Below are 18,400 nucleotides of genomic sequence, written 5' to 3'. Positions count from 1 at the left end.
TCACACCATCCCGTTCGACTTGTTGCGGTTGTACTTCGCCTGAAGCAACTGGATTGGCGTAGGCCCATGCTCGGCAGCCGGTGCTGCAATCGCCCGGCGTACCGGCGGTACTGGCTTACCCTCGGTGACGCGCTTCTCCCACATGTCCAGCAGATCGCCCGCCTCGCGTGCCAGTTCACCATGAGTCAACTGGCGCTCTGTGCTGCGATGACGCAGTTCAACGCAGATGTGGTACATGACAGGCTGCGACCAGGGGAAATGCTCACTGGAGGTGAATTCAAACGAACGGTTACGCCAGTCCCAGTATTCGGCGATCACCTGGTCAACGTTGACGCCCAGCGCCCCGCCGCTCTGCTTGCACCAGGCGACGAACTGGCCCGGCGACGGCAGGAATGGGCGCTCCTGGCGGCGGGCAATGCGCATGCCGGCATCGACCTGCGCCATGGAGTGAATCCCGTTCTCCTGAAACGCCAGCAGCCACTGACGACGGAATTCGTTCAGGTCGTCCTGGGTGCGGAAGTTCGCCATGCTGGCCGGGAACGCGGCGCGCAGCTCGTTGAACAGCTTGTTGAATACCTGAGCCACCTGCTCGACCGGGGCGCGTTCCTGATACTGCTCTGGCAGGTTATGAGCCATGCGACTCATCTGCTCGCGGTCGTGGTTACGCATCTGCTCTGCAAGAGATTTCATCGAAGCACCTCATAGGCCCAGTCAGTGTTGTTGAAGTCCAGATCCGGCTTGCCAGGCTCTTCGCCTGTCTGCTGCTTGTTGCGTTTGATATCGAGCTGAGTCCACTTGTCGCGCAGCGTTGCCGGGCACAGCACATTCCCCTTCCAGAACTTATCGTTACAGGCCCATTTGAACAGGGCGGCGATTTCGTAATGGGTGCGATCGTCACGCTCGCGCATCAGGCGGATGTCGTTAGCCCAGGATGCATAATTTGGTTTTTTGGCAGATGGTGAAATGCTTTGCACCATGGTGAACAGCCATTCAGCGCAGCGCAGGTCTTCAGAGTTACCCCACTTCGTGCCGCTCTGGATTGCCGCTTCAGGTTTCATGACAGGCGGTTTCTTTCCGAGCTTGTCAGAGGATTCGTCAGAATTCTCGGACGTAGAGTTATTTATATTCTTGTTATTACCTTCTTGTTCATGTTGTGCGGATGTATGTGCGGACCCATGTGCGCCATCATGTGCGGCTACCACCTTCAAAGCCGCGCCATTACTGGTATCGCAATGTGCGGATGTATGTGCGGCCTCATGTGCGGCTTTATGTGCGGGTAAATCGTCGTTTTTTTGAGCATATTCAGAGTAATTTGTGATGGTGATCACCCTGCCTTTTTGCTTCTCACCTTCGATGGTGATCATCCCCTCCCTGACGAAAACCGCCAGCATGCGCTCCACGGCATCGCGGCTTGTCGGGTTGCCCTTTCGATCGCATAACTGAAGGCCTAAATCAGCTGCTGTGACTACCAGTTGCCCGGGTTGAAGATGCCAGTCATGACCTTTGAAGCGGGCCATGAAGGGCTTTCTAGCGGCGTTAAGAAGCAAGTTTTCCCAGAGGGTTCTGAGGTAGACGTCTTTAGCCCATGCTTGCTTCAGCACGCTCCGGTACAACGGGATGTAGCCAGATTTCTGGTTTTCCATCCTGTTGCTCCTGAGTTGCCCCGGGGCGGTGCCCGGGAATTTGAGAATTTCTGCTGTATTCACTCTTCCTCCCAGCCGCTGTCACGCATTAAGGTTTTCTGCTCGCCGATGATGGCAAGCACCTCTTCAATCGCCGTAGAGGGCACTGTGAGGCGGTTATTTTCGATTTCCGCATCAACCAGCAACTCAGCCAGGCGACGGGAACGTGCCGGGGATAGCTGCGGGATGGCAGCGCTGCGGGTGAGTTTCCTTTTACCTGCTGCCTTGGCCTTGTCCATCTGACGGGCCGCTACGGTTGGTGCCTGAGCGCCATGCTCCCGGGAAAGGGCCACAGCAGTGGAGGCTGAAACCTCACCGGCTTTCACCATGTCGATCAGCTCATCGCCGCAGGAAAGGAGTTGCAGGTGGTGATCGACATCGCCTAACGAGCGCTTCACCATCTTCGCGATTTCAGCCGGGGTGCGGCCCTGATTGACCAGACGCTGGTAGGCCGCAGCACGCTCAAGCGGAGACAGAGCTTTGCCTTGGCTACTGGTGATCATGAAGGCGATGCGATCTGCTTCAGACCCGATAAAGTCTTTGCACTCGATACGGGCCACCTCCGTTCCAGCTGCTGTTGCAGCCAGCGCGCCGTAGTAGCGGTGGTGACCGTCGATGATCTTGATGCCCTGCTCAGTGACCTGAACTGCCAGGGGAGGAACAAACTCACCGGCAATAAACGCATCACGGAACTCTTCAACATGAAGTTGGTCAATTTCGCGAACGTTAAAGCCCGGTTCGACGTAGATTTCTGACAATGGAACCAGAAACGTTTTCTTCACAGTGGTCTCGGTGCCATTCTTGTCTTTCTGCTTGTAAAGCTGGGATAGTGAACTCATAATTACTCCTGAATAATTGTGTTGTTGACGTGACACAGTGTTTGGAAGGCCTTTGAAGTGACCGCTTCAAGGGCTTTCGCTTTTTTGGTAGTACCCATCACATAACTCCCGGCGCCATAGCGGCCAGACTTGTCACCACCGCAGCGATTGATTCAGTTGGCAGGAAGCGCAGCAGTGCTTCAGCAGCTTCTCTCACCTCTTTCTCAAGGCGTTGTATCGGCTGACCAAGTAACTTCGCCTGATGCGCTTCAGTGCACTCTTTCATGGCCTCGGCTATCAGTTCGGCCTCAGTCTTTGCGACCAGACCGAACTCTCTCGCCACTTTCTCGTTATCCCGCGCCATCACGTCGATAATGACGGGGATCAGTAGCATCAACCCCTTGTCGTTCTTCGGGCCCGGATCGTTAATCATCCGGAAGAAGTTCTGCTTCGTGTTGTGTTCAGAACCTGCCAGTAACAACCCCTTCCCGCCGCGCGCCAGCCACTCTTTCGCAACCAGCTGAGAAATGTGAACCTGAGACTGGCCCGGCGTAGCTTTTTGCCAGGCCTTAACTGCCTCCCGTATTCGAGTTAGCTTACGGTTATTACGCGGAACACTTTGATAAATCGAAATCAACGGACGTTGTTCAAGTCCGGTACTCTGTTGATACGCAAGTGAATGCATTGCTTTCCCTTTCGTGGTTAGGGCCGCCGGTTAGGCGGCAAAGATACCTGGATATAGAACTTCGCGAGGAAGTCCCGTTACTTCTTCGTACTTACGCATTTTTGTTACTGGAAGGCTGCCACCTCGCTTTTTGAGCATATTGATGGCCTGAGGCGTTACGCCGACCTTTTCAGCAAGCACCTTTTGAGAGCCGCCCACTGCATTAATGGCTTTCTCAAGCGGGGTGCTGGCGTTGGATTTTTTGTTGATCATGTTTTGCTCCGCTCATGTGTAATCAACACCATGTTAATTCATGATGTGGATTAAATCAACATTATGGTGATGGAAAAAATCCACATGTTGTTTACCATGCATGGAGCGGAGGGTTTTATGAGTAGCATTTCTGAAAGAATTAAATTTTTACTGGCAAGGGAAGGCTTGAAGCAGCGGGATTTGGCTGAGGCTTTGTCGACTAGCCCACAGACCGTCAACAACTGGATAAAAAGAGACGCGTTAAGTCGTGAGGCGGCGCAACAAATATCTGAAAAATTCGGTTATTCTCTTGACTGGTTATTAAATGGAGAGGGTTCTCCAAAGAAGGATCTGGAGAGCAACATCCCGCCGGAGTCCGAGTGGGGAGTTGTTGATGCATGGGATAAAGACACCCCGCTTCCTGTTGATGAGGTTGAAGTGCCATTTCTTAAGGATATTGAATTTGCGTGTGGTGATGGTCGAGTTCAGTGCGAAGACCACAATGGATTTAAGCTGAGATTCTCTAAGGCAACGCTCAGAAGGGTGGGTGCAAATAGTGATGGTTCTGGAGTGCTTTGCTTTCCCGCTTCTGGTGACAGCATGGAGCCCGTTATTCCTGACGGCGCAACGGTAGCAGTCGATACAGGCAACAAGCGGATTATTGACGGCGAACTCTATGCTATTAACCAGGGCGATTTAAAGCGCATAAAGCAGCTTTATCGAAAGCCTGGTGGAAAGCTATTAATACGAAGCATCAATCGCGATTATGACGATGAAGAGGCTGAAGAGTCCGATGTGGAGATAATCGGGTTTGTATTTTGGTATTCTGTTTTGCGATACAGAAGATAACAAAACCAATCATATTTCACTCAACTACATGTGATGTTAAGATGTTTCTGATTGCAATCAATGGAAATGAAACATGAAAAAAATAGCTCTTGCAGTGATTATTGCCACAGGCCTTGTTGGCTGCGCATCTTCTGGAAATCAGCAACTGAAAAACGAAACTGAAACCAGTGTTCAGACTAAAATTCAGGAAGGAAAAACCACCAAGGCAGAAGTTAAGTCCTACTTTGGATCACCTGATGCAGTGTCATACACTGATGGCGGCAATGAGATTTGGAAGTATGCCTTCGCCAAAGTTAAAGTTAACGGCACTACTTTCATACCGTTCTATGGGCTTTTCCATAACGGAACGAATGGCACCAAGAAAGAGCTGACCATCCTCTTCAAAGATGACAAGGTCCAGAAATACACCATGGCCGAATCAGCGATTAATACAAAATCAGGATGGGCTGATTAACAACCATCACTTTCAACGCCCGGCCTTAAGGTCGGGTGTCTTCACTTTAACGCTCTCCTGCCACTCCTTACGATCTCCGCAGCATCTCTGTTAATACCTTTCCCGATCACATTACCGGTCTCCTTTCGGTACTGCTCCAGCTTGTCGATGATGGCTTGCTGAGTTACAGGCAGATCCGCCAGCGATAACTCCATCACCGCGCGCCCGGCGGCATGAGCCATCATGTTCACCCTTTCCTCATCCAATTCCATTACCCAATCCCTTTTTGATGTTTTTTGCAGCATATCACTTGTACCACCAAAAAATAAATCAACATAAAAATCAACAAGAAACAATTAAATCAACAAAATAAATCCACAAGGTGTTGACCTATAAATCCACATGATGTTTAATTACTCCATCGAAACGAAACATCGACAGCTGAGCGAAGTTAGCCAGCGGCGGACAGTAAGTCGCCTGCTTTTTAACAACATGCAGATTTACAGCGTCAATGACCTGTTTAGACCCCTACACGAAAACGTGGCGTAGCACCGGGCGCGATCCGGCCGGTGTGAGGTTATCCCCGCGCGAGAGCGAGAACGGCGTGAGAATGGGCAACACTGGCAGTGAGTTGGCGCTGGCCAAAGAAAGGAATGCTTTGGGGTGAAGCGGCGTGGGAAATCGGTGACACGCACAGTGGCGACCCGTACACACTGAATCACGGGATTGGGTAGGAAGGTGGCCCACGATAGCGCGGATGAGCGGATCGGAACACATCGCCGGGGTAACGTCCGGCCTTCACCACCAAAGCATTTCAATGGGTCGAGTGGCCTGCGGTGAATAAACAAAGGGGTGATGATATGGGCAGGAAGTTCAAAGTTTACCTGGATTCTGGGGCGAACATCCACAGCTGCTACGAAACAGAGGTTGACCTGGATGACTTCGGTATCACGTCAGAAGAGTGGGATGACATGTCTGACGAAGAGCAGCAGGAAACCATGCGGGAAGTAGCGTGGGAGCGCATGGAGTGGGGCTACAACGAAATCAAATAGGTCGCTCCGGCGGCCTTTTTTACGCGGGTAACTACAGAGGGTAAGGGTATGGAAGAAAGGCGATTTTCAACCTGGAGTTTGGATAGCCGAAGCTCGCAAGAACATAAGCGCGACTGGCTTGATAGCAAAGTGGCATCTCTCATCAGGGCTGGTCACACCAAGAAGTTTGCCAGAACGAGAGCGAAGCAGCTCTACAGAGACTTATCACGATAGACCCGCTCCGGCGGGTTTTTTATCGGCCATACATAGGCAGATTTTCGAGTCTGCCCATTTATGACAACCGGCGGCCATCCACCGCCAAAATTGTTTGAATGTAGCGCATGCGCAGAAGTCTTGTATTAACTGTTCCGTTCGCCGCGATAAGGCCAAGAGGATTTATGACAGTCACCCACAACCGCAAGCAGTACACCGCCAAAAAGCTCAACGATAACGAGTGGCAACTGACGTCGGTATCGAACCCGCGTGAAAAGCTGGTGCTTAACCGCTGGCAGATGAAGCTGGCTGGCCTCCTGGAACAGGTTGAGGTGAAGGTATGATTGGAATGCACTACGGCACCGCATCAGTGCCACGTAGCGAGGTTTTACCGGGCACAATGCTGCAACACCACGGCAAAACTTATCGCGCCTCTGCGAACGTTGAGAAAGGCCTGTACGCCTTCAACATCTTCGAAAAAACCATCATCAAAAGTGATTCCGTCGTTGTGCTGCTGAATGAGCGCGGCGAGCCGATGGTTCACTGATACCTAACCCCCCAATTCAACCGTTCGGCCTGGCATTAAGCGGGCGGGATCTGCACATCCAAATTTCAGGAGAAACCATGAGCGAAGTAACGGACTTAACTGTCATCGAAATCAAGCCGGAGCAGGCACCGGTGCTGTATGTGGCAGGTGGACTTGATGCTTACCTTGAGCAAATCCGCCAGGCAGTAAACGAAGTGCCGGACCTGTCCACGAAGAAAGGCCGTGACCGTGTCGCCTCTCTGGCGGCGCAGGTGTCCCGCAGTAAGACGGCAATCGAAAAGCCGGGCCGTGAGTATCTGAAGCGACTGAAAGAGGCTGTCCGCCCTGCTGAGGCCGAAATTAAGCGGTTCGTTGATGCCTGCGACGAGCTGCGCGATGCAACCCGTCGCCCACTCACCGAATGGGAAGCCGAGCAGGAACGCATTAAGGCTGAGGAAGCCATGAACGCGCTGCACGCCGAAGCTCTGGAAATGAACATCAAGTTCGATCAGGAACTGGCTGCCAAGATCGAAGCAGACCATGAAATGGCCCTGCTGATGAACAAGGATATTGACCGCGACCGCGAAGAACAGCGACGCCTGGCGGAACAGGCTCAACGTGAACGTGACGAGCGGCTGAAGCAGGAAGCGGCAGAACAAGCACGCCGCGATGCCGAAGCGAAGCACAAAGCGGAGATTGAAGCCGCAGCGCGCCGTGAAGCTGAAGAGAAAGCACGTGCAGAGCTGGCTGAACGCCAGCGCGTCGAAGCGGAACAGCGTGCAGCTCGCGAGAAGCAGGAAGCGGAAGCCCGGGCGGAACGCGAAAAAGCCGCGGCAGTGGAAGCCGAGCGCCTTAAGGCAAAGCAGGCAGAAGAGAAACGCCTGGCAGAAGAGAAGCGAATCGCCGATGAGCAGGCAAAACGTGAAGCCGATGTGAAGCACCGCAAAACGGTCGGCACCAACATCGTTAACGCGCTCACCAGCAACACCAGCTTAACCCGCGAACAGGCTTTCGAAGTGTTTACCGCCCTGAAAGATGACCTGATCCCCTGCGCAAAAATTCATTACTGAGGCAACCATGAACGCATATCTCACTTACGACCGAATCGAAGAGCGGCGCTGGGTTGAGCAGCAGCTCGACGACGAGAAAGAGAAGTGGATCGACGACCGGGCACAGCAAATCATCGACATGATGCCAAAAGAGCCGTCCGGCCTCTTCCACTTCTCGGTCCCGATTGACTCCAGCCCATACGAAGGACTTCGCAGCGATAAAGTTGGCGAAGCCTACAACGATTTCATTTCGGCAGTTGCTTACGCCCAGGCGGAATACGACTGGGAACACCGTACCGGCTGCCCGTTTTAATTTTTAAGGGGATTAACGATGGCAAACGAATTAACAATCACAGCGACGTCACTTCAGGAGATAGGTGTCGATGTCTCCACCTGGAGCGCGCTGAAGAATAGCATCTACCCTGGCGCCAAAGACGAATCGGTAATGATGGCGCTTGACTACTGCCGCGCACGCCAGCTGGATCCGTTGCTAAAACCTGTCCACCTCGTTCCGATGTACGTCAAAGACTCGAAAACAGGTAAAGGCGACTGGCGCGACGTGGTCATGCCGGGAATCGGGCTTTACCGTATTCAGGCAGACCGTTCTGGCGATTATGCCGGTGCCCGCGAACCAGAGTTCGGGCCCGACGTAACTCAGACGCTTACTGGTGTCGAGGTGACCTTCCCTCAGTGGTGCAAATACACCGTCTACAAGCGCATGCCCAGTGGAGAGATCGTCGAGTTCAGCGCCAAAGAATACTGGATTGAGAACTATGCCACCGGCGGCCGCGACACCACGGCGCCGAACGCGATGTGGAAAAAGCGCCCATACGGACAGCTGGCGAAATGCGCAGAAGCCCAGGCGTTGCGTAAGGCTTGGCCTGAAATTGGACAGCAGCCTACCGCCGAAGAAATGGAAGGCAAATCACTGGACGTTGATATCCGTGACGTCACGCCGCGCAGCACAACGGAAGCACTTCCACCAGCAGCAAGCGAAGAAACGCTTCAGGCGATCACCGATCTCTTAACGACCCTGGATAAAGATTGGGAGCAAGACTTCCTCCCACTCTGCAGCGACATCTTCAAGCGACCAATTCTTGTGGCTTCAGACCTCACTGAGGAAGAGGCGCAGAAAGGGTTTGGCTTCCTTCAGAAAAGGGCTAAGGCGGCAGCATGACACCAGAAATTATCCTGGCCCGGACCGGTATTGACGTAACAACTATCCAACAGGGTGATGAGGCGTGGCACCGGCTGCGCCTCGGCGTTATCACCGCCTCTGAAGTGCACAACGTCATTTCCAAGCCGCGCTCCGGCACCAAATGGACGGGCATGAAGATGTCCTACTTCCACACCCTACTCGCCGAGGTATGCACCGGCGTCGCGTCAGAGGTTAACGCCAAAGCGCTGGCCTGGGGCAAGCAGTACGAGGAAGACGCCCGCACCCTCTTCGAGTTCACCACTGACGTGAAAGTTACGGAGTCTCCGATCCTGTTCCGTGACGAGAGCATGCGCACCGCGTGCTCCCCTGACGGCCTTTGCAGTAACAATTTCGGCCTCGAGTTGAAATGCCCGTTCACCTCCCGCGACTTCATGAAATTCCGCTTGGGTGGATTCGAAGCCATTAAGTCCGAGTACATGGCTCAGGTACAGTACAGCATGTGGGTGACCGGAAGAGACGCCTGGTTCTTTGCCAACTACGACCCGCGCATGAAACGCGAAGGTATTCACCACGTCGTCGTTGAGCGGGATCCGCAATACATGACCGATTTCAATGAAATGGTGCCGGAGTTTATCGAGAAGATGGACGAAGCGCTGGCGGAAATCGGCTTCACGTTCGGGGAGCAGTGGAAATGAAACGCACACCCTTCTACCGCAGGCCAGGTCGCACCGGGCAATTCTCCGGCCTTCGTGAGCGCGTTATCTGGATGATTCAGACGCGCGGCCGCCCGGTCACCGGTAGCGAAATAGCCGAGAAGTTTGGCGTAACGCTCATCGAGTTTAACCGGGTCGCCAACGGCATTACCCGCGGCTCCGGACAGATTGCGCAGATCGTTGAGTCGGAAAAGTGGATCAACGAGGACGGCATCTGCGACCGGGCATTCGACCTGGTCACGAAGCCAAAAGTCGTAACTCCGCAAGGTAAATCGCGGCTGTTCACCCGGCGTGCTATTGAGCAATCACAGGAAGGTAGACGGCAGGAGTGCATAGCGCGTGCCGCCCGCCGTCGCCGCCTCATTGCTCAGGGCCTCTACATCGACGAAATGGAGTCAGTGCTATGAAAGCGTGGTCTCTCGAAGAGCTGGCGCTGCTGTGGCGACACTCAAACGCTGAAGTCGCTGAGATTACCGGCCGCTGCATTGAAGAGGTAGGAGATAAGCGGCTGCAAACCAATATTGAGCGTAATGGCTGGGATGTTAACGATCCGGAGCGGGAGGATGTATGACCGATTACACCGGCAGCAACACGCCAGCGGATCAGCGCGACCTCTGGCGCACTCCACCAGCCATCTTCGCCTCCCTTGATGCTGAGTTCTGCTTCCAGCTGGATGCCGCCGCGGCGCCTCATAACGCACTGTGCCGGAAGTTCATCACCGCCGAGCAGAATACACTGGAGACTCCCTGGGCTGATTACCTGAATGTACCTGGCTACGTCTGGATGAACCCGCCATACAGCGACATCACACCGTTCGTTAAGAAGGCTGCTACCGAAAGCGCAAATCAGATCGGCACGGTCATGCTGGTTCCGGCAGACACATCTGTTGGCTGGTTTAAGGAGGCTATCCAGACCGCCAGCGAGGTTCGCTTCATCACCGCCGGGCGGCTGGCATTTATCAACCCGGTCACCGGTAAGCCAGTATCGGGCAATAGCAAAGGATCCATCCTGATTATTTGGCGGCCATACCCCCGCACGCATTGTGAGTTCACTACGGTTGAGCGAGATGTGTTGATGGAGTTTGGTACAAAGCTACTAGCTAGGCGGGAGGCTGCATGACCGAAGGTATTGATCAGCTTATTTATAACGACGAGTTTCCCGGGCTTGCGTACAACAAATTTACCGGCCAGTTCTTTGGAAGGAAAAGTGGAAACCCGATCGGCAGGATGCACAACAAGGGTTACTGGCGAATAGCTTGCGGCAAGAAGTGCTATCTCGCCCATCGGCTGGCTTGGTTCTTCTGTTATGGGGTTTGGCCCACAGAGATTGACCATATCGACAATAACAAGCTCAACAACTCCATCGGCAACCTACGTGAAGTCACCCACCAACTTAATCAATTAAATATGCCACTGCGCAGCAATAACACGAGCGGTGTGAAAGGGGTTAATTGGGATAAGCATCGTAAGCGGTGGCGCGCCAGGGTGATTATTAACGGCAAGTATTTCACTGCCGGACACTTCAAGGAAATTGCAGATGCTGAGGTGGCAATCAGGGCACTCCGCGAGCAAGTCCATGGAGAATTTGCAAATCATGGTGGCAAGTCATGACACCAGCAAATGAAAACGCCATCCGCGCCGCCTGCCGCCGCTGCACCGAGGAAATCCAGCAGGCCATGCGTAAGAAGCCAAAGCCAAACTGGAACGAAACGGTGCCACCCATCATCAACAAGCATCACAAGAAAATTGAAGCTCTGGGAGTTAGCCTCCTGGAGTTCGTCGTATACACAGGGAGGCTTAATCGCCGCTTCGGAGTTGAATAGTGAAAATATACATCGCCGGGCCAATGAGCGGCCTACCTGATTTTAACCGCGCAGCTTTCAACCATGCGCATTTTCATCTCTGGTCGAAAGGTCATATTGTTCTGAATCCCGCCCGTCTACCAGATGGATTAACCCAGGCCGAGTACATGGACATCTGCCTGTCTATGCTTCGCTGTGCTGATGCTATCTACATGCTTGAAGGCTGGGAGCACTCCGCTGGTGCCCGAGCGGAGAATGCGTTGGCCGAGAAGCTTGAAATGGAAATTATCTTCCAGGAAGAGGAACGCGCCGCATGAAGAGAGCCTCACCAGTTGATTTGAGGAAAAGCCTCGAAATCGCCAACAACCTCGCGCATATCGGGATTCGCTTCGTGCCGATCCCGGTGGCGACCGAGGAAGAATTCCAGACTCTGGCCGCCGAGTTATCGCGACGGCTTGAGCTGATGGCGGTCAAAGCAGAAAAGAATGATGGCGGTGCAGCATGAAGGCACTGATCACCAGGCCGCTTAGTCGGCCCTTTTTATTGCTGGCGTTCACCTTCAACCGAATTAACCGACAGTTCCGGAAGCATTGACCATGGACATTATCGATACAGCAGCAGAGATTGAAGAGCTTCAGCGTAACGCTGCCCTTTCCGCTCACCGCATCGACCGTAACGCCGTATCAGCTGAGCATTGCGCGGAATGCGGCGAGGATATCCCGGCTCCGCGGCGCGCTGCCGTTCCCGGATGCAAAACGTGTTCCAGCTGCCAGGAAGAGATCGAACTCAAGAATAAGCAGAGGGGGATGTGATGGATTACAGCAAGCTGAGTGACAAAGAAATTAATAAGTTGGTGGCATTCGCATTAGGCTGCAAAGAAGTCGTTCCTGATATTTTCATGAGCGATGAGCGCCGGTATGAATTCGAGAAGCCAAAGAATAAATCAGGTAACAAATTCTTCTTCGACCCGTGCAACAACGTAGCTGACGCATGGCCGATCATTGTTGGTCACAAGCTAAGCCTGATCAATGCGGACAACGAGTGGCTTTGCGTTCCTGATGATACCGCGGTTGATGGGACCACTGGCGACGATGTTCAGATGATTTATTCCGGCGATGGGCATGTTCACGCGAACCCACTTAGAGCAGCGATGGTCGTATTCCTTACTCTACAGGAGTCAGCCAATGTTCAGGATAATCCAGCCTAATACCTGGTATGCCGATCCCCACGGTGCGCCCTGCAAAATCCTCCGCGCTACCCACGAAGTCATACACTACATCCGCAACGGTCGCACCTGCATCGCCAGCATGGGCCGCTTTCAACATGAATTCGAGCCGCTGACCAAAGCACAGGCCGAGCGGATCGCCGAAGAAATCGAAACAGCAGAACACTTAAAGCGCCTCCGCGCTATGCGGGCGGCATGAGGAGAGATTATGAAGGAATTACGTTTTTACGGCGCAAGCGATGACCTATTTGAATGTGAAGGTGCCATTCGAGAGGAGATCGGCTGTTACAGCCACCCAGGCATTTATCACCTGAAATCAGCTGAAGGCGAAATGCAAGTCATCGCCACTTACACCGACAGCTTCTGTTGGTCCATCGGCATCTGTCAGATTGATGAAGATGTGCCAATCCCACAATGGGAAACATCGTTCAGCACTCACGAGAAGGGATATAGCGTTGTCCTTACTATTCAGGTCCCAGATGACACCGTTCTGGTGCAGGAAGACGACTGACGCAACTGATAGCCAGTTATGAGCTGGCTATTGGGTGCGAAAGCACTGCCTCACATCCCTTGATGTTATTGCCGCCTACGGGCGGCTTCTTTTTGCCTGGAGAAAACCATGAGCGACATTATTCAGTTGGTACCGAATAAATGGGTCACAGAGGAACTTTTAACTGCGACAACCGGCATGTCAAAGCACATGATTCAGCATGCCCGCCGGTCTACCTGGATGGAGGGAAAGCATTATCGCCATGTTGCCCCTGATATGGCACCTAAGCAAAACAGCCCAATCATGTATAACCGCGATGAGATAAACCACTGGATCGAGCACCAAAGCCCAGCGAAACGCCGGAGAATATCTGCTTAAATGTCCTTTGGCACATCAAACGAGGAATGATTATGGCAGCATACCCAACAGGCGTAGAGGTTCATGGCGAATCGTTACGCATATGGTTCATATATCAGGGGAAGCGTGTCAGGGAAAATCTCGGCGTTCCTGACACGCCAAAAAACAGGAAAATGGCAGGCGAACTTCGGGCTTCAGTCTGCTTTGCGATAAAGACAGGCACATTCAATTATGCCTCGCAATTCCCTGATTCATCGAACGCAGAGAAATTCAGCACTGTCAGAAAGCAAATCTCACTACTTGAACTGAAATCGAAATGGCTTGGGCTTAAAGAGATGGAGCTTAGCCTCGGGACATTGAGGCGTTACGATTGCCACCTCACAACCACTATCGAAACAATTGGTGAGCACAGGTATATCGGCAGCCTGAACACTGAAGATATCCTTAGTGCCAGGAAGGAGCTACTGAACGGCTGGCAGAAGACCAGACATGGCCTAAATCATCCACCCAAAAAGGGAAGAAGCGTTCCTACAGTCAATAGCTATATGGCATGCCTTGGCGGGATGCTGAGCTTTGCTTTCAAAAGTGGCTACCTGAAAACCGATCTGATGGCAGGTATTACCCCTCTCGCAAAAGAAAGACCCATTCCAGATCCTCTTACTTCTGATGAGTATCAGAGAGTGGTTGCGGCCTGCCCAACGCTACAGTTTCAGAATATGGTTATCTTTGCGGTAAATACAGGCGTCAGGCATGGCGAACTAAGCGCGTTATCCTGGGAGGATGTGGATACTGTCAACTGGACTGTTACAGTGTCACGTAACTATTCCCTGAAGGGAAACTTCACCCTGCCAAAAACCAACGCCGGGATTCGAACAATACAGCTGACCCAGCCAGCAATTGATGCACTCAAGGCGCAAATGCCACTGACCAGAATGATGGCATCCCACAAGGTAAGCGTCAGCCTACGGGAATACAAAAAAAAGAGAACCGATGAATGCACCTTTATATTCTCGCCGTCCATTACTTCAATGAACGGTAAGAAGACGATGTGCTACGTCCCCGGATCCATTAATTCAGCCTGGCGCACTGCCCTGCGTCGTGCAGGCGTCCGACAAAGACGGTCTTATGAAACCAGGAACACATATGCGTGCTGGGCACTGGTCGCCGGAGCGAACCCAAATTTCGTTGCGCACCAGATGGGCCATTCGTCAGCGCAAATGCTATTCACGGTTTACGGTAAATGGATGACCGAGAATAACCATGACCAGGTGGGCATTTTGAACGCATCATTTACTCAAAATGCCCCACTGATGCCCCATAGAAAAACCGCATAACCTTAATTATCTGATTTAACAAATTAATATCACTTCAATCATGATTCATCTGGATGAGCAAGGTCGGCTCTTTTGCCTTTAGCTTCCTGCCGGTAATGTTCTGTATCGCCATTCCTCTGGGTCTGGCGCGCGAAAACAAAGGCGTGGCGGCGTTTGCGGGCTTCGTTGGCTATGCGGTCATGAACCTTGCGGTTAACTTCTGGCTGACCGCCAAAGGGATCCTGCCCACGACCGACGCGGCGGTACTGAAAGCCAATAACATTCAGAGCGTGATTGGAATTCAGTCCATCGATACCGGGATCCTTGGAGCCGTGATCGCGGGAGTGATCATCTGGATGCTGCACGAGCGCTTTCATAACATCCGCCTGCCCGATGCGCTGGCCTTCTTCGGCGGCACCCGCTTTGTGCCAATCATTACGCTGGTTGTGATGGGTCTGTTTGGTCTGATCATCCCTCTGATTTGGCCGGTTTTTGCCATGGGGATCACCGGTATTGGCCGCATTATCAACGGCGCGGGTGATTTCGGCCCGATGATTTTCGGTACGGGTGAACGTCTGCTGCTGCCATTTGGTTTACAGCATATCCTGGTTGCCCTGATCCGCTTTACTGAAGCAGGCGGCACTATGGACGTTTGCGGTCATTCCGTTAGCGGCGCGCTGACCATCTTCCAGGCCCAGCTGAGCTGCCCGACCACGCACGGCTTCTCTGAAAGTGCGACGCGTTTCCTCTCTCAGGGGAAAATGCCTGCCTTCCTCGGCGGCCTGCCGGGCGCTGCGCTGGCGATGTACCACTGCGCCCGCCCGGAAAATCGTCATAAAATTAAAGGCCTGCTGATCTCCGGCGTTATTGCCTGCGTGGTGGGCGGTACGACAGAACCTATCGAGTTCCTGTTCCTGTTCGTGGCACCGGTGTTATACCTCATCCACGCCGTACTGACAGGCCTGGGCTTCACCGTGATGGCTGTGCTCGGTGTAACCATCGGTAACACTGACGGTAACGTGATTGACTTCGTGGTATTCGGTATCCTGCACGGCCTGTCCACCAAGTGGTACCTGGTGCCGGTTGTGGCCGCCATCTGGTTCGCGGTTTACTACGGGATCTTCCGCTTCGCCATCACCCGCTTTAACCTGAAAACGCCTGGCCGCGATACCGATACGGCCACCAGCGTTGAACAGGCAGTGGCCGGTACCGTTGGGAAATCCGGATATAACACGCCGGCTATTCTGGCGGCGCTGGGCGGTGCGGATAACATTACCTCTCTGGATAACTGCATCACCCGCCTGCGTTTGTCGGTGGCGGACATGTCCAAAGTGGATACCAACGCACTTAAAGCTAACCGGGCTATCGGCGTGGTACAGTTAAATCAACACAATTTGCAGGTCGTCATTGGCCCGCAGGTACAGTCAGTGAAGGATGAGCTGGCAACCCTGATGCGAACCGTCGAAGCCTGATGCCTCGCCCCCCTCGTCATGAGGGGGTTTTACTTTACGGAGCACCGTCATGTTTGATTTTTCTACCGTCGTGGATCGACACGGCACCTGGTGTACCCAGTGGGATTATGTCGCTGACCGTTTTGGGGCTGCCGACCTGCTGCCCTTCACCATCTCTGATATGGATTTCGCCACCGCTCCCTGTATTACCGATGCGCTGCACCAGCGCATCAACCACGGCGTGTTTGGCTACAGCCGCTGGAAAAATGACGAATTTCTGGCTGCCGTGGCGCACTGGTTCCGGCAACGCTTTAACAGTCAGATTGATACCGAAACCGTAGTGTATGGGCCGTCGGTCATTTATATGGTCTCGGAGCTGATCCGCATATGGTCCGCGCCTGGCGACGGCGTGGTGGTTCATACCCCGGCTTACGATGCCTTTTATAAAGCCATTGAAGGCAACCAGCGTACCGTTGTTTCCGTGCCGATGCAGAAAACGGCGCGTGGCTGGGACGGCAATATGGCCGCGCTGGAAGCGGCGCTGGCAAAACCGGAAAACACGGTTCTGCTGCTGTGTAGCCCGCAAAATCCGACCGGCAAAGTCTGGACGCGGGAAGAGCTGGCCACTATTGCAACGCTTTGCAGCCGTCATGATGTGGCGGTAATCAGCGACGAAATTCATATGGACATGGTATGGGGCACGCATCGCCATACCCCGTGGAATGAGGTTGCACGCGGTAAATGGGCGCTGCTGACCTCCGGTTCCAAAAGCTTCAATATTCCGGCACTGACGGGCGCCTGGGGGCTTATCGCCGATGACGACAGCCGTAACGCCTATCTGAATGCATTAAAAGGGCGGGACGGACTCTCTTCCCCTTCCGTGCTGGCGCTGACCGCGCACATTGCTGCTTACCGGCAGGGCGAACCCTGGCTGGACGCGCTGCGGACCTATCTCGAAGAAAACCTGCGCTACATTGCTGACGAACTGAATGCTGCATTTCCGACACTCAACTGGCAACCGCCAGAGGCCACCTATCTGGCCTGGATTGATCTCAGCCCACTCGGTATTGATGACAATACGCTGCAAAACGTGCTGATTGAACAGCAAAAAGTGGCCATCATGCCGGGATATACTTATGGGGATGAAGGTAAAGGCTATGTGCGACTGAACGCTGGCTGTCCTCGCAGTAAGCTCGAACAGGGCGTTAAGCGCCTTATTGCGGGTATCAACACTCTGCTGTAAATAATTTGCGCAACGGAATATTCCCTTGCGCAAATAGCTTTTTCCCCCGTTTTGTTTTTATAATATGGCGCACTTTAACCAGCAAAGAGTGCGACCATGATTGATACACGCCTGCCTTTAACTGATATTCACCGCCACCTCGACGGGAACATTCGTGCCCAAACTATTCTCGATCTTGGTCGCCAGTTCAATTTAACGCTCCCTGCCGAAACGCTTGAAACCCTGATCCCCCATGTCCAGGTGACGTCGAACGAGCCGGATCTGGTAAGTTTTCTGAGCAAACTTGACTGGGGCGTGAAGATGCTGGCCTCGCTCGATGCCTGTCGCCGTGTCGCCTTTGAAAACATCGAAGATGCCGCTCGCAACGGCCTGCACTATGTCGAACTGCGTTTCTCTCCGGGCTATATGGCGATGACCCACAGTCTCCCCGTAGCGGGCGTGGTTGAAGCGGTCATTGAGGGCGTGCGTGAAGGTTGCAAAACCTTTGACGTTCAGGCGCGTTTGATCGGCATTATGAGCCGTACCTTCGGTGAAGCGGCCTGTCTTCAGGAGCTGGAAGCGTTACTGGCGCATCGCGACCAGATCACCGCCATCGACCTGGCCGGTGATGAGTTGGGCTTCCCGGGCAGCCTGTTCCTGTCTCATTTCAACCGCGCACGTGATGCAGGATGGCATATTACCGTTCATGCTGGCGAAGCCGCGGGGCCGGAAAGCATCTGGCAGGCCATTCGTGAACTGGGTGCGGAACGTATTGGTCACGGTGTGAAAGCCATTGAAGATCGCGCGCTGATGGATTTCCTCGCCGAACAACGTATTGGAATCGAATCCTGCCTGACCTCCAATATTCAGACCAGTACAGTGGCGTCGCTGGCGCAACACCCACTGAAAACCTTCCTTGAACACGGGGTGCTGGCTTCACTGAACACGGACGATCCGGCGGTTCAGGGCGTGGATATTATTCACGAATACAACATCGCCGCGCCGCAGGCCGGGCTGAGCCGCGAGCAGATCCGTCAGGCGCAAATCAACGGGCTGGAGATCGCCTTCCTGACGCCTGAAGAGAAACAGGCGCTGCGCGATAAAGTTGCTCAGTAGTCCTCTTTTCTGCCGGGTGGCGCTGCGCTTACCCGG

30 protein-coding genes and 1 pseudogene are annotated in these 18,400 nt (G+C 53.5%); 25 read left to right on the top strand and 6 right to left on the bottom strand.

From position 1 onward, the window contains the following. The 5 genes from ACOTXC_RS11760 to ACOTXC_RS11740 all read right to left on the bottom strand — a co-directional run bounded on the left by ACOTXC_RS11760 (nucleotide 1) and on the right by ACOTXC_RS11740 (nucleotide 3,437). A complete protein-coding gene (locus ACOTXC_RS11760; protein WP_421767682.1) occupies nucleotides 1–690 on the bottom strand; it encodes a replication protein P in 690 nt (229 codons plus the stop codon). After that, nucleotides 687–1,643, bottom strand: a complete 957-nt coding sequence (locus ACOTXC_RS11755; RefSeq protein WP_421767681.1) for a replication protein — start codon at nucleotides 1,641–1,643, stop codon at nucleotides 687–689. The genes ACOTXC_RS11760 and ACOTXC_RS11755 overlap by 4 nt, the downstream gene beginning before the upstream one ends. Before the next feature lie 59 nt (nucleotides 1,644–1,702). Continuing rightward, the gene (locus ACOTXC_RS11750) at nucleotides 1,703–2,521 is read right to left on the bottom strand and encodes a ParB/RepB/Spo0J family partition protein (protein ID WP_421767680.1); all 819 of its coding nucleotides are present in this window, start codon (nucleotides 2,519–2,521) and stop codon (nucleotides 1,703–1,705) included. Nucleotides 2,522–2,618: 97 nt separating this feature from the next. Continuing rightward, nucleotides 2,619–3,185: a toxin YdaT family protein gene (locus ACOTXC_RS11745; RefSeq protein ID WP_001514165.1), complete on the bottom strand. Its 567-nt coding sequence runs from the start codon at nucleotides 3,183–3,185 to the stop codon at nucleotides 2,619–2,621. Nucleotides 3,186–3,215: 30 nt separating this feature from the next. Next, entirely contained in the window at nucleotides 3,216–3,437 is a 222-nt protein-coding gene (locus ACOTXC_RS11740; RefSeq protein ID WP_000608751.1) for a helix-turn-helix domain-containing protein, read from the bottom strand. A gap of 117 nt (nucleotides 3,438–3,554) precedes the next feature. Here ACOTXC_RS11740 and ACOTXC_RS11735 point away from each other — a divergent pair, with 117 nt between their 5' ends. Beyond that, on the top strand, nucleotides 3,555–4,265 hold the full coding sequence (locus ACOTXC_RS11735) for a S24 family peptidase (protein ID WP_032671516.1): 711 nt from the start codon (nucleotides 3,555–3,557) through the stop codon (nucleotides 4,263–4,265). A gap of 73 nt (nucleotides 4,266–4,338) precedes the next feature. Next, nucleotides 4,339–4,719: a hypothetical protein gene (locus ACOTXC_RS11730; protein WP_032634788.1), complete on the top strand. Its 381-nt coding sequence runs from the start codon at nucleotides 4,339–4,341 to the stop codon at nucleotides 4,717–4,719. A 41-nt stretch (nucleotides 4,720–4,760) separates the two neighbouring features. Here the strand turns inward: ACOTXC_RS11730 and ACOTXC_RS11725 are convergent, their stop codons facing one another. Next, entirely contained in the window at nucleotides 4,761–5,054 is a 294-nt protein-coding gene (locus ACOTXC_RS11725; RefSeq protein ID WP_235174312.1) for a hypothetical protein, read from the bottom strand. Nucleotides 5,055–5,558: 504 nt separating this feature from the next. On the opposite strand from ACOTXC_RS11725, the gene ACOTXC_RS11720 reads away from it, so the two are divergent. From ACOTXC_RS11720 to add, 23 genes and pseudogenes are all read left to right on the top strand, one after another. After that, nucleotides 5,559–5,750 (top strand): DUF7167 family protein, encoded by a 192-nt coding sequence (locus ACOTXC_RS11720; RefSeq protein WP_421767679.1) that lies wholly within the window; start codon nucleotides 5,559–5,561, stop codon nucleotides 5,748–5,750. A 377-nt stretch (nucleotides 5,751–6,127) separates the two neighbouring features. Further along, on the top strand, nucleotides 6,128–6,286 hold the full coding sequence (locus ACOTXC_RS11715) for a hypothetical protein (protein WP_421767678.1): 159 nt from the start codon (nucleotides 6,128–6,130) through the stop codon (nucleotides 6,284–6,286). After that, nucleotides 6,283–6,489 (top strand): cell division protein FtsZ, encoded by a 207-nt coding sequence (locus ACOTXC_RS11710; RefSeq protein ID WP_001752704.1) that lies wholly within the window; start codon nucleotides 6,283–6,285, stop codon nucleotides 6,487–6,489. Before ACOTXC_RS11715 ends, ACOTXC_RS11710 begins: the two co-directional genes overlap by 4 nt. Before the next feature lie 77 nt (nucleotides 6,490–6,566). Further along, complete coding sequence (locus tag ACOTXC_RS11705) at nucleotides 6,567–7,538, top strand: hypothetical protein (protein WP_421767677.1); 972 nt, start codon at nucleotides 6,567–6,569, stop codon at nucleotides 7,536–7,538. Nucleotides 7,539–7,545: 7 nt separating this feature from the next. Then, on the top strand, nucleotides 7,546–7,830 hold the full coding sequence (gene gamL / locus ACOTXC_RS11700; RefSeq protein ID WP_421767676.1) for a host nuclease inhibitor GamL: 285 nt from the start codon (nucleotides 7,546–7,548) through the stop codon (nucleotides 7,828–7,830). Nucleotides 7,831–7,848: 18 nt separating this feature from the next. After that, nucleotides 7,849–8,694: a phage recombination protein Bet gene (gene bet, locus ACOTXC_RS11695; protein ID WP_104446657.1), complete on the top strand. Its 846-nt coding sequence runs from the start codon at nucleotides 7,849–7,851 to the stop codon at nucleotides 8,692–8,694. Further along, nucleotides 8,691–9,371, top strand: a complete 681-nt coding sequence (locus ACOTXC_RS11690; RefSeq protein ID WP_421767675.1) for a lambda exonuclease family protein — start codon at nucleotides 8,691–8,693, stop codon at nucleotides 9,369–9,371. Before bet ends, ACOTXC_RS11690 begins: the two co-directional genes overlap by 4 nt. Next, nucleotides 9,368–9,796 carry a regulator gene (locus tag ACOTXC_RS11685; RefSeq protein WP_100148683.1) on the top strand — a complete coding sequence of 143 codons (429 nt, stop codon included), beginning with the start codon at nucleotides 9,368–9,370 and terminating at the stop codon, nucleotides 9,794–9,796. Before ACOTXC_RS11690 ends, ACOTXC_RS11685 begins: the two co-directional genes overlap by 4 nt. Then, nucleotides 9,793–9,960: a hypothetical protein gene (locus ACOTXC_RS11680; protein WP_176692005.1), complete on the top strand. Its 168-nt coding sequence runs from the start codon at nucleotides 9,793–9,795 to the stop codon at nucleotides 9,958–9,960. The genes ACOTXC_RS11685 and ACOTXC_RS11680 overlap by 4 nt, the downstream gene beginning before the upstream one ends. After that, nucleotides 9,957–10,508, top strand: coding sequence for a phage N-6-adenine-methyltransferase (locus ACOTXC_RS11675; RefSeq protein WP_421767674.1), 552 nt, complete (start codon nucleotides 9,957–9,959; stop codon nucleotides 10,506–10,508). Before ACOTXC_RS11680 ends, ACOTXC_RS11675 begins: the two co-directional genes overlap by 4 nt. After that, on the top strand, nucleotides 10,505–10,999 hold the full coding sequence (locus tag ACOTXC_RS11670; protein WP_047359559.1) for an HNH endonuclease: 495 nt from the start codon (nucleotides 10,505–10,507) through the stop codon (nucleotides 10,997–10,999). The genes ACOTXC_RS11675 and ACOTXC_RS11670 overlap by 4 nt, the downstream gene beginning before the upstream one ends. Beyond that, nucleotides 10,996–11,211: a hypothetical protein gene (locus ACOTXC_RS11665; protein WP_094948507.1), complete on the top strand. Its 216-nt coding sequence runs from the start codon at nucleotides 10,996–10,998 to the stop codon at nucleotides 11,209–11,211. The genes ACOTXC_RS11670 and ACOTXC_RS11665 overlap by 4 nt, the downstream gene beginning before the upstream one ends. Then, nucleotides 11,211–11,507: a DUF4406 domain-containing protein gene (locus ACOTXC_RS11660; RefSeq protein WP_063929264.1), complete on the top strand. Its 297-nt coding sequence runs from the start codon at nucleotides 11,211–11,213 to the stop codon at nucleotides 11,505–11,507. Before ACOTXC_RS11665 ends, ACOTXC_RS11660 begins: the two co-directional genes overlap by 1 nt. Continuing rightward, nucleotides 11,504–11,695, top strand: coding sequence for a DUF1382 family protein (locus ACOTXC_RS11655; protein ID WP_421767673.1), 192 nt, complete (start codon nucleotides 11,504–11,506; stop codon nucleotides 11,693–11,695). Before ACOTXC_RS11660 ends, ACOTXC_RS11655 begins: the two co-directional genes overlap by 4 nt. Before the next feature lie 91 nt (nucleotides 11,696–11,786). Continuing rightward, complete coding sequence (locus tag ACOTXC_RS11650; protein WP_421767672.1) at nucleotides 11,787–12,002, top strand: TraR/DksA family transcriptional regulator; 216 nt, start codon at nucleotides 11,787–11,789, stop codon at nucleotides 12,000–12,002. After that, nucleotides 12,002–12,397 (top strand): phage protein NinX family protein, encoded by a 396-nt coding sequence (locus ACOTXC_RS11645; RefSeq protein WP_333031339.1) that lies wholly within the window; start codon nucleotides 12,002–12,004, stop codon nucleotides 12,395–12,397. The genes ACOTXC_RS11650 and ACOTXC_RS11645 overlap by 1 nt, the downstream gene beginning before the upstream one ends. Beyond that, nucleotides 12,375–12,614: a DUF4222 domain-containing protein gene (locus tag ACOTXC_RS11640; RefSeq protein ID WP_063858994.1), complete on the top strand. Its 240-nt coding sequence runs from the start codon at nucleotides 12,375–12,377 to the stop codon at nucleotides 12,612–12,614. The genes ACOTXC_RS11645 and ACOTXC_RS11640 overlap by 23 nt, the downstream gene beginning before the upstream one ends. A gap of 9 nt (nucleotides 12,615–12,623) precedes the next feature. Continuing rightward, entirely contained in the window at nucleotides 12,624–12,926 is a 303-nt protein-coding gene (locus ACOTXC_RS11635; protein WP_421767671.1) for a hypothetical protein, read from the top strand. A gap of 108 nt (nucleotides 12,927–13,034) precedes the next feature. After that, nucleotides 13,035–13,283, top strand: a complete 249-nt coding sequence (locus tag ACOTXC_RS11630) for an excisionase family protein (RefSeq protein WP_022650951.1) — start codon at nucleotides 13,035–13,037, stop codon at nucleotides 13,281–13,283. A 32-nt stretch (nucleotides 13,284–13,315) separates the two neighbouring features. Continuing rightward, nucleotides 13,316–14,596: a site-specific integrase gene (locus ACOTXC_RS11625; protein WP_022650950.1), complete on the top strand. Its 1,281-nt coding sequence runs from the start codon at nucleotides 13,316–13,318 to the stop codon at nucleotides 14,594–14,596. A gap of 44 nt (nucleotides 14,597–14,640) precedes the next feature. After that, nucleotides 14,641–16,047, top strand: a pseudogene (gene malX / locus ACOTXC_RS11620) (maltose/glucose-specific PTS transporter subunit IIBC); the annotation flags it as partial. 49 nt (nucleotides 16,048–16,096) lie between these two features. Beyond that, the gene (locus tag ACOTXC_RS11615) at nucleotides 16,097–17,269 is read left to right on the top strand and encodes a MalY/PatB family protein (RefSeq protein ID WP_171936047.1); all 1,173 of its coding nucleotides are present in this window, start codon (nucleotides 16,097–16,099) and stop codon (nucleotides 17,267–17,269) included. 96 nt (nucleotides 17,270–17,365) lie between these two features. Continuing rightward, complete coding sequence (gene add, locus ACOTXC_RS11610; RefSeq protein WP_022647922.1) at nucleotides 17,366–18,364, top strand: adenosine deaminase; 999 nt, start codon at nucleotides 17,366–17,368, stop codon at nucleotides 18,362–18,364. Nucleotides 18,365–18,400 lie beyond the last annotated feature (36 nt).

The organism is Enterobacter cloacae complex sp. IR5428, from assembly GCF_049238585.1.
Taxonomy (GTDB): domain Bacteria; phylum Pseudomonadota; class Gammaproteobacteria; order Enterobacterales; family Enterobacteriaceae; genus Enterobacter; species Enterobacter intestinihominis.
The sequence above is the reverse complement of the archived record's forward strand: the minus strand, read 5'-3'. Positions and strand labels throughout refer to the sequence as shown.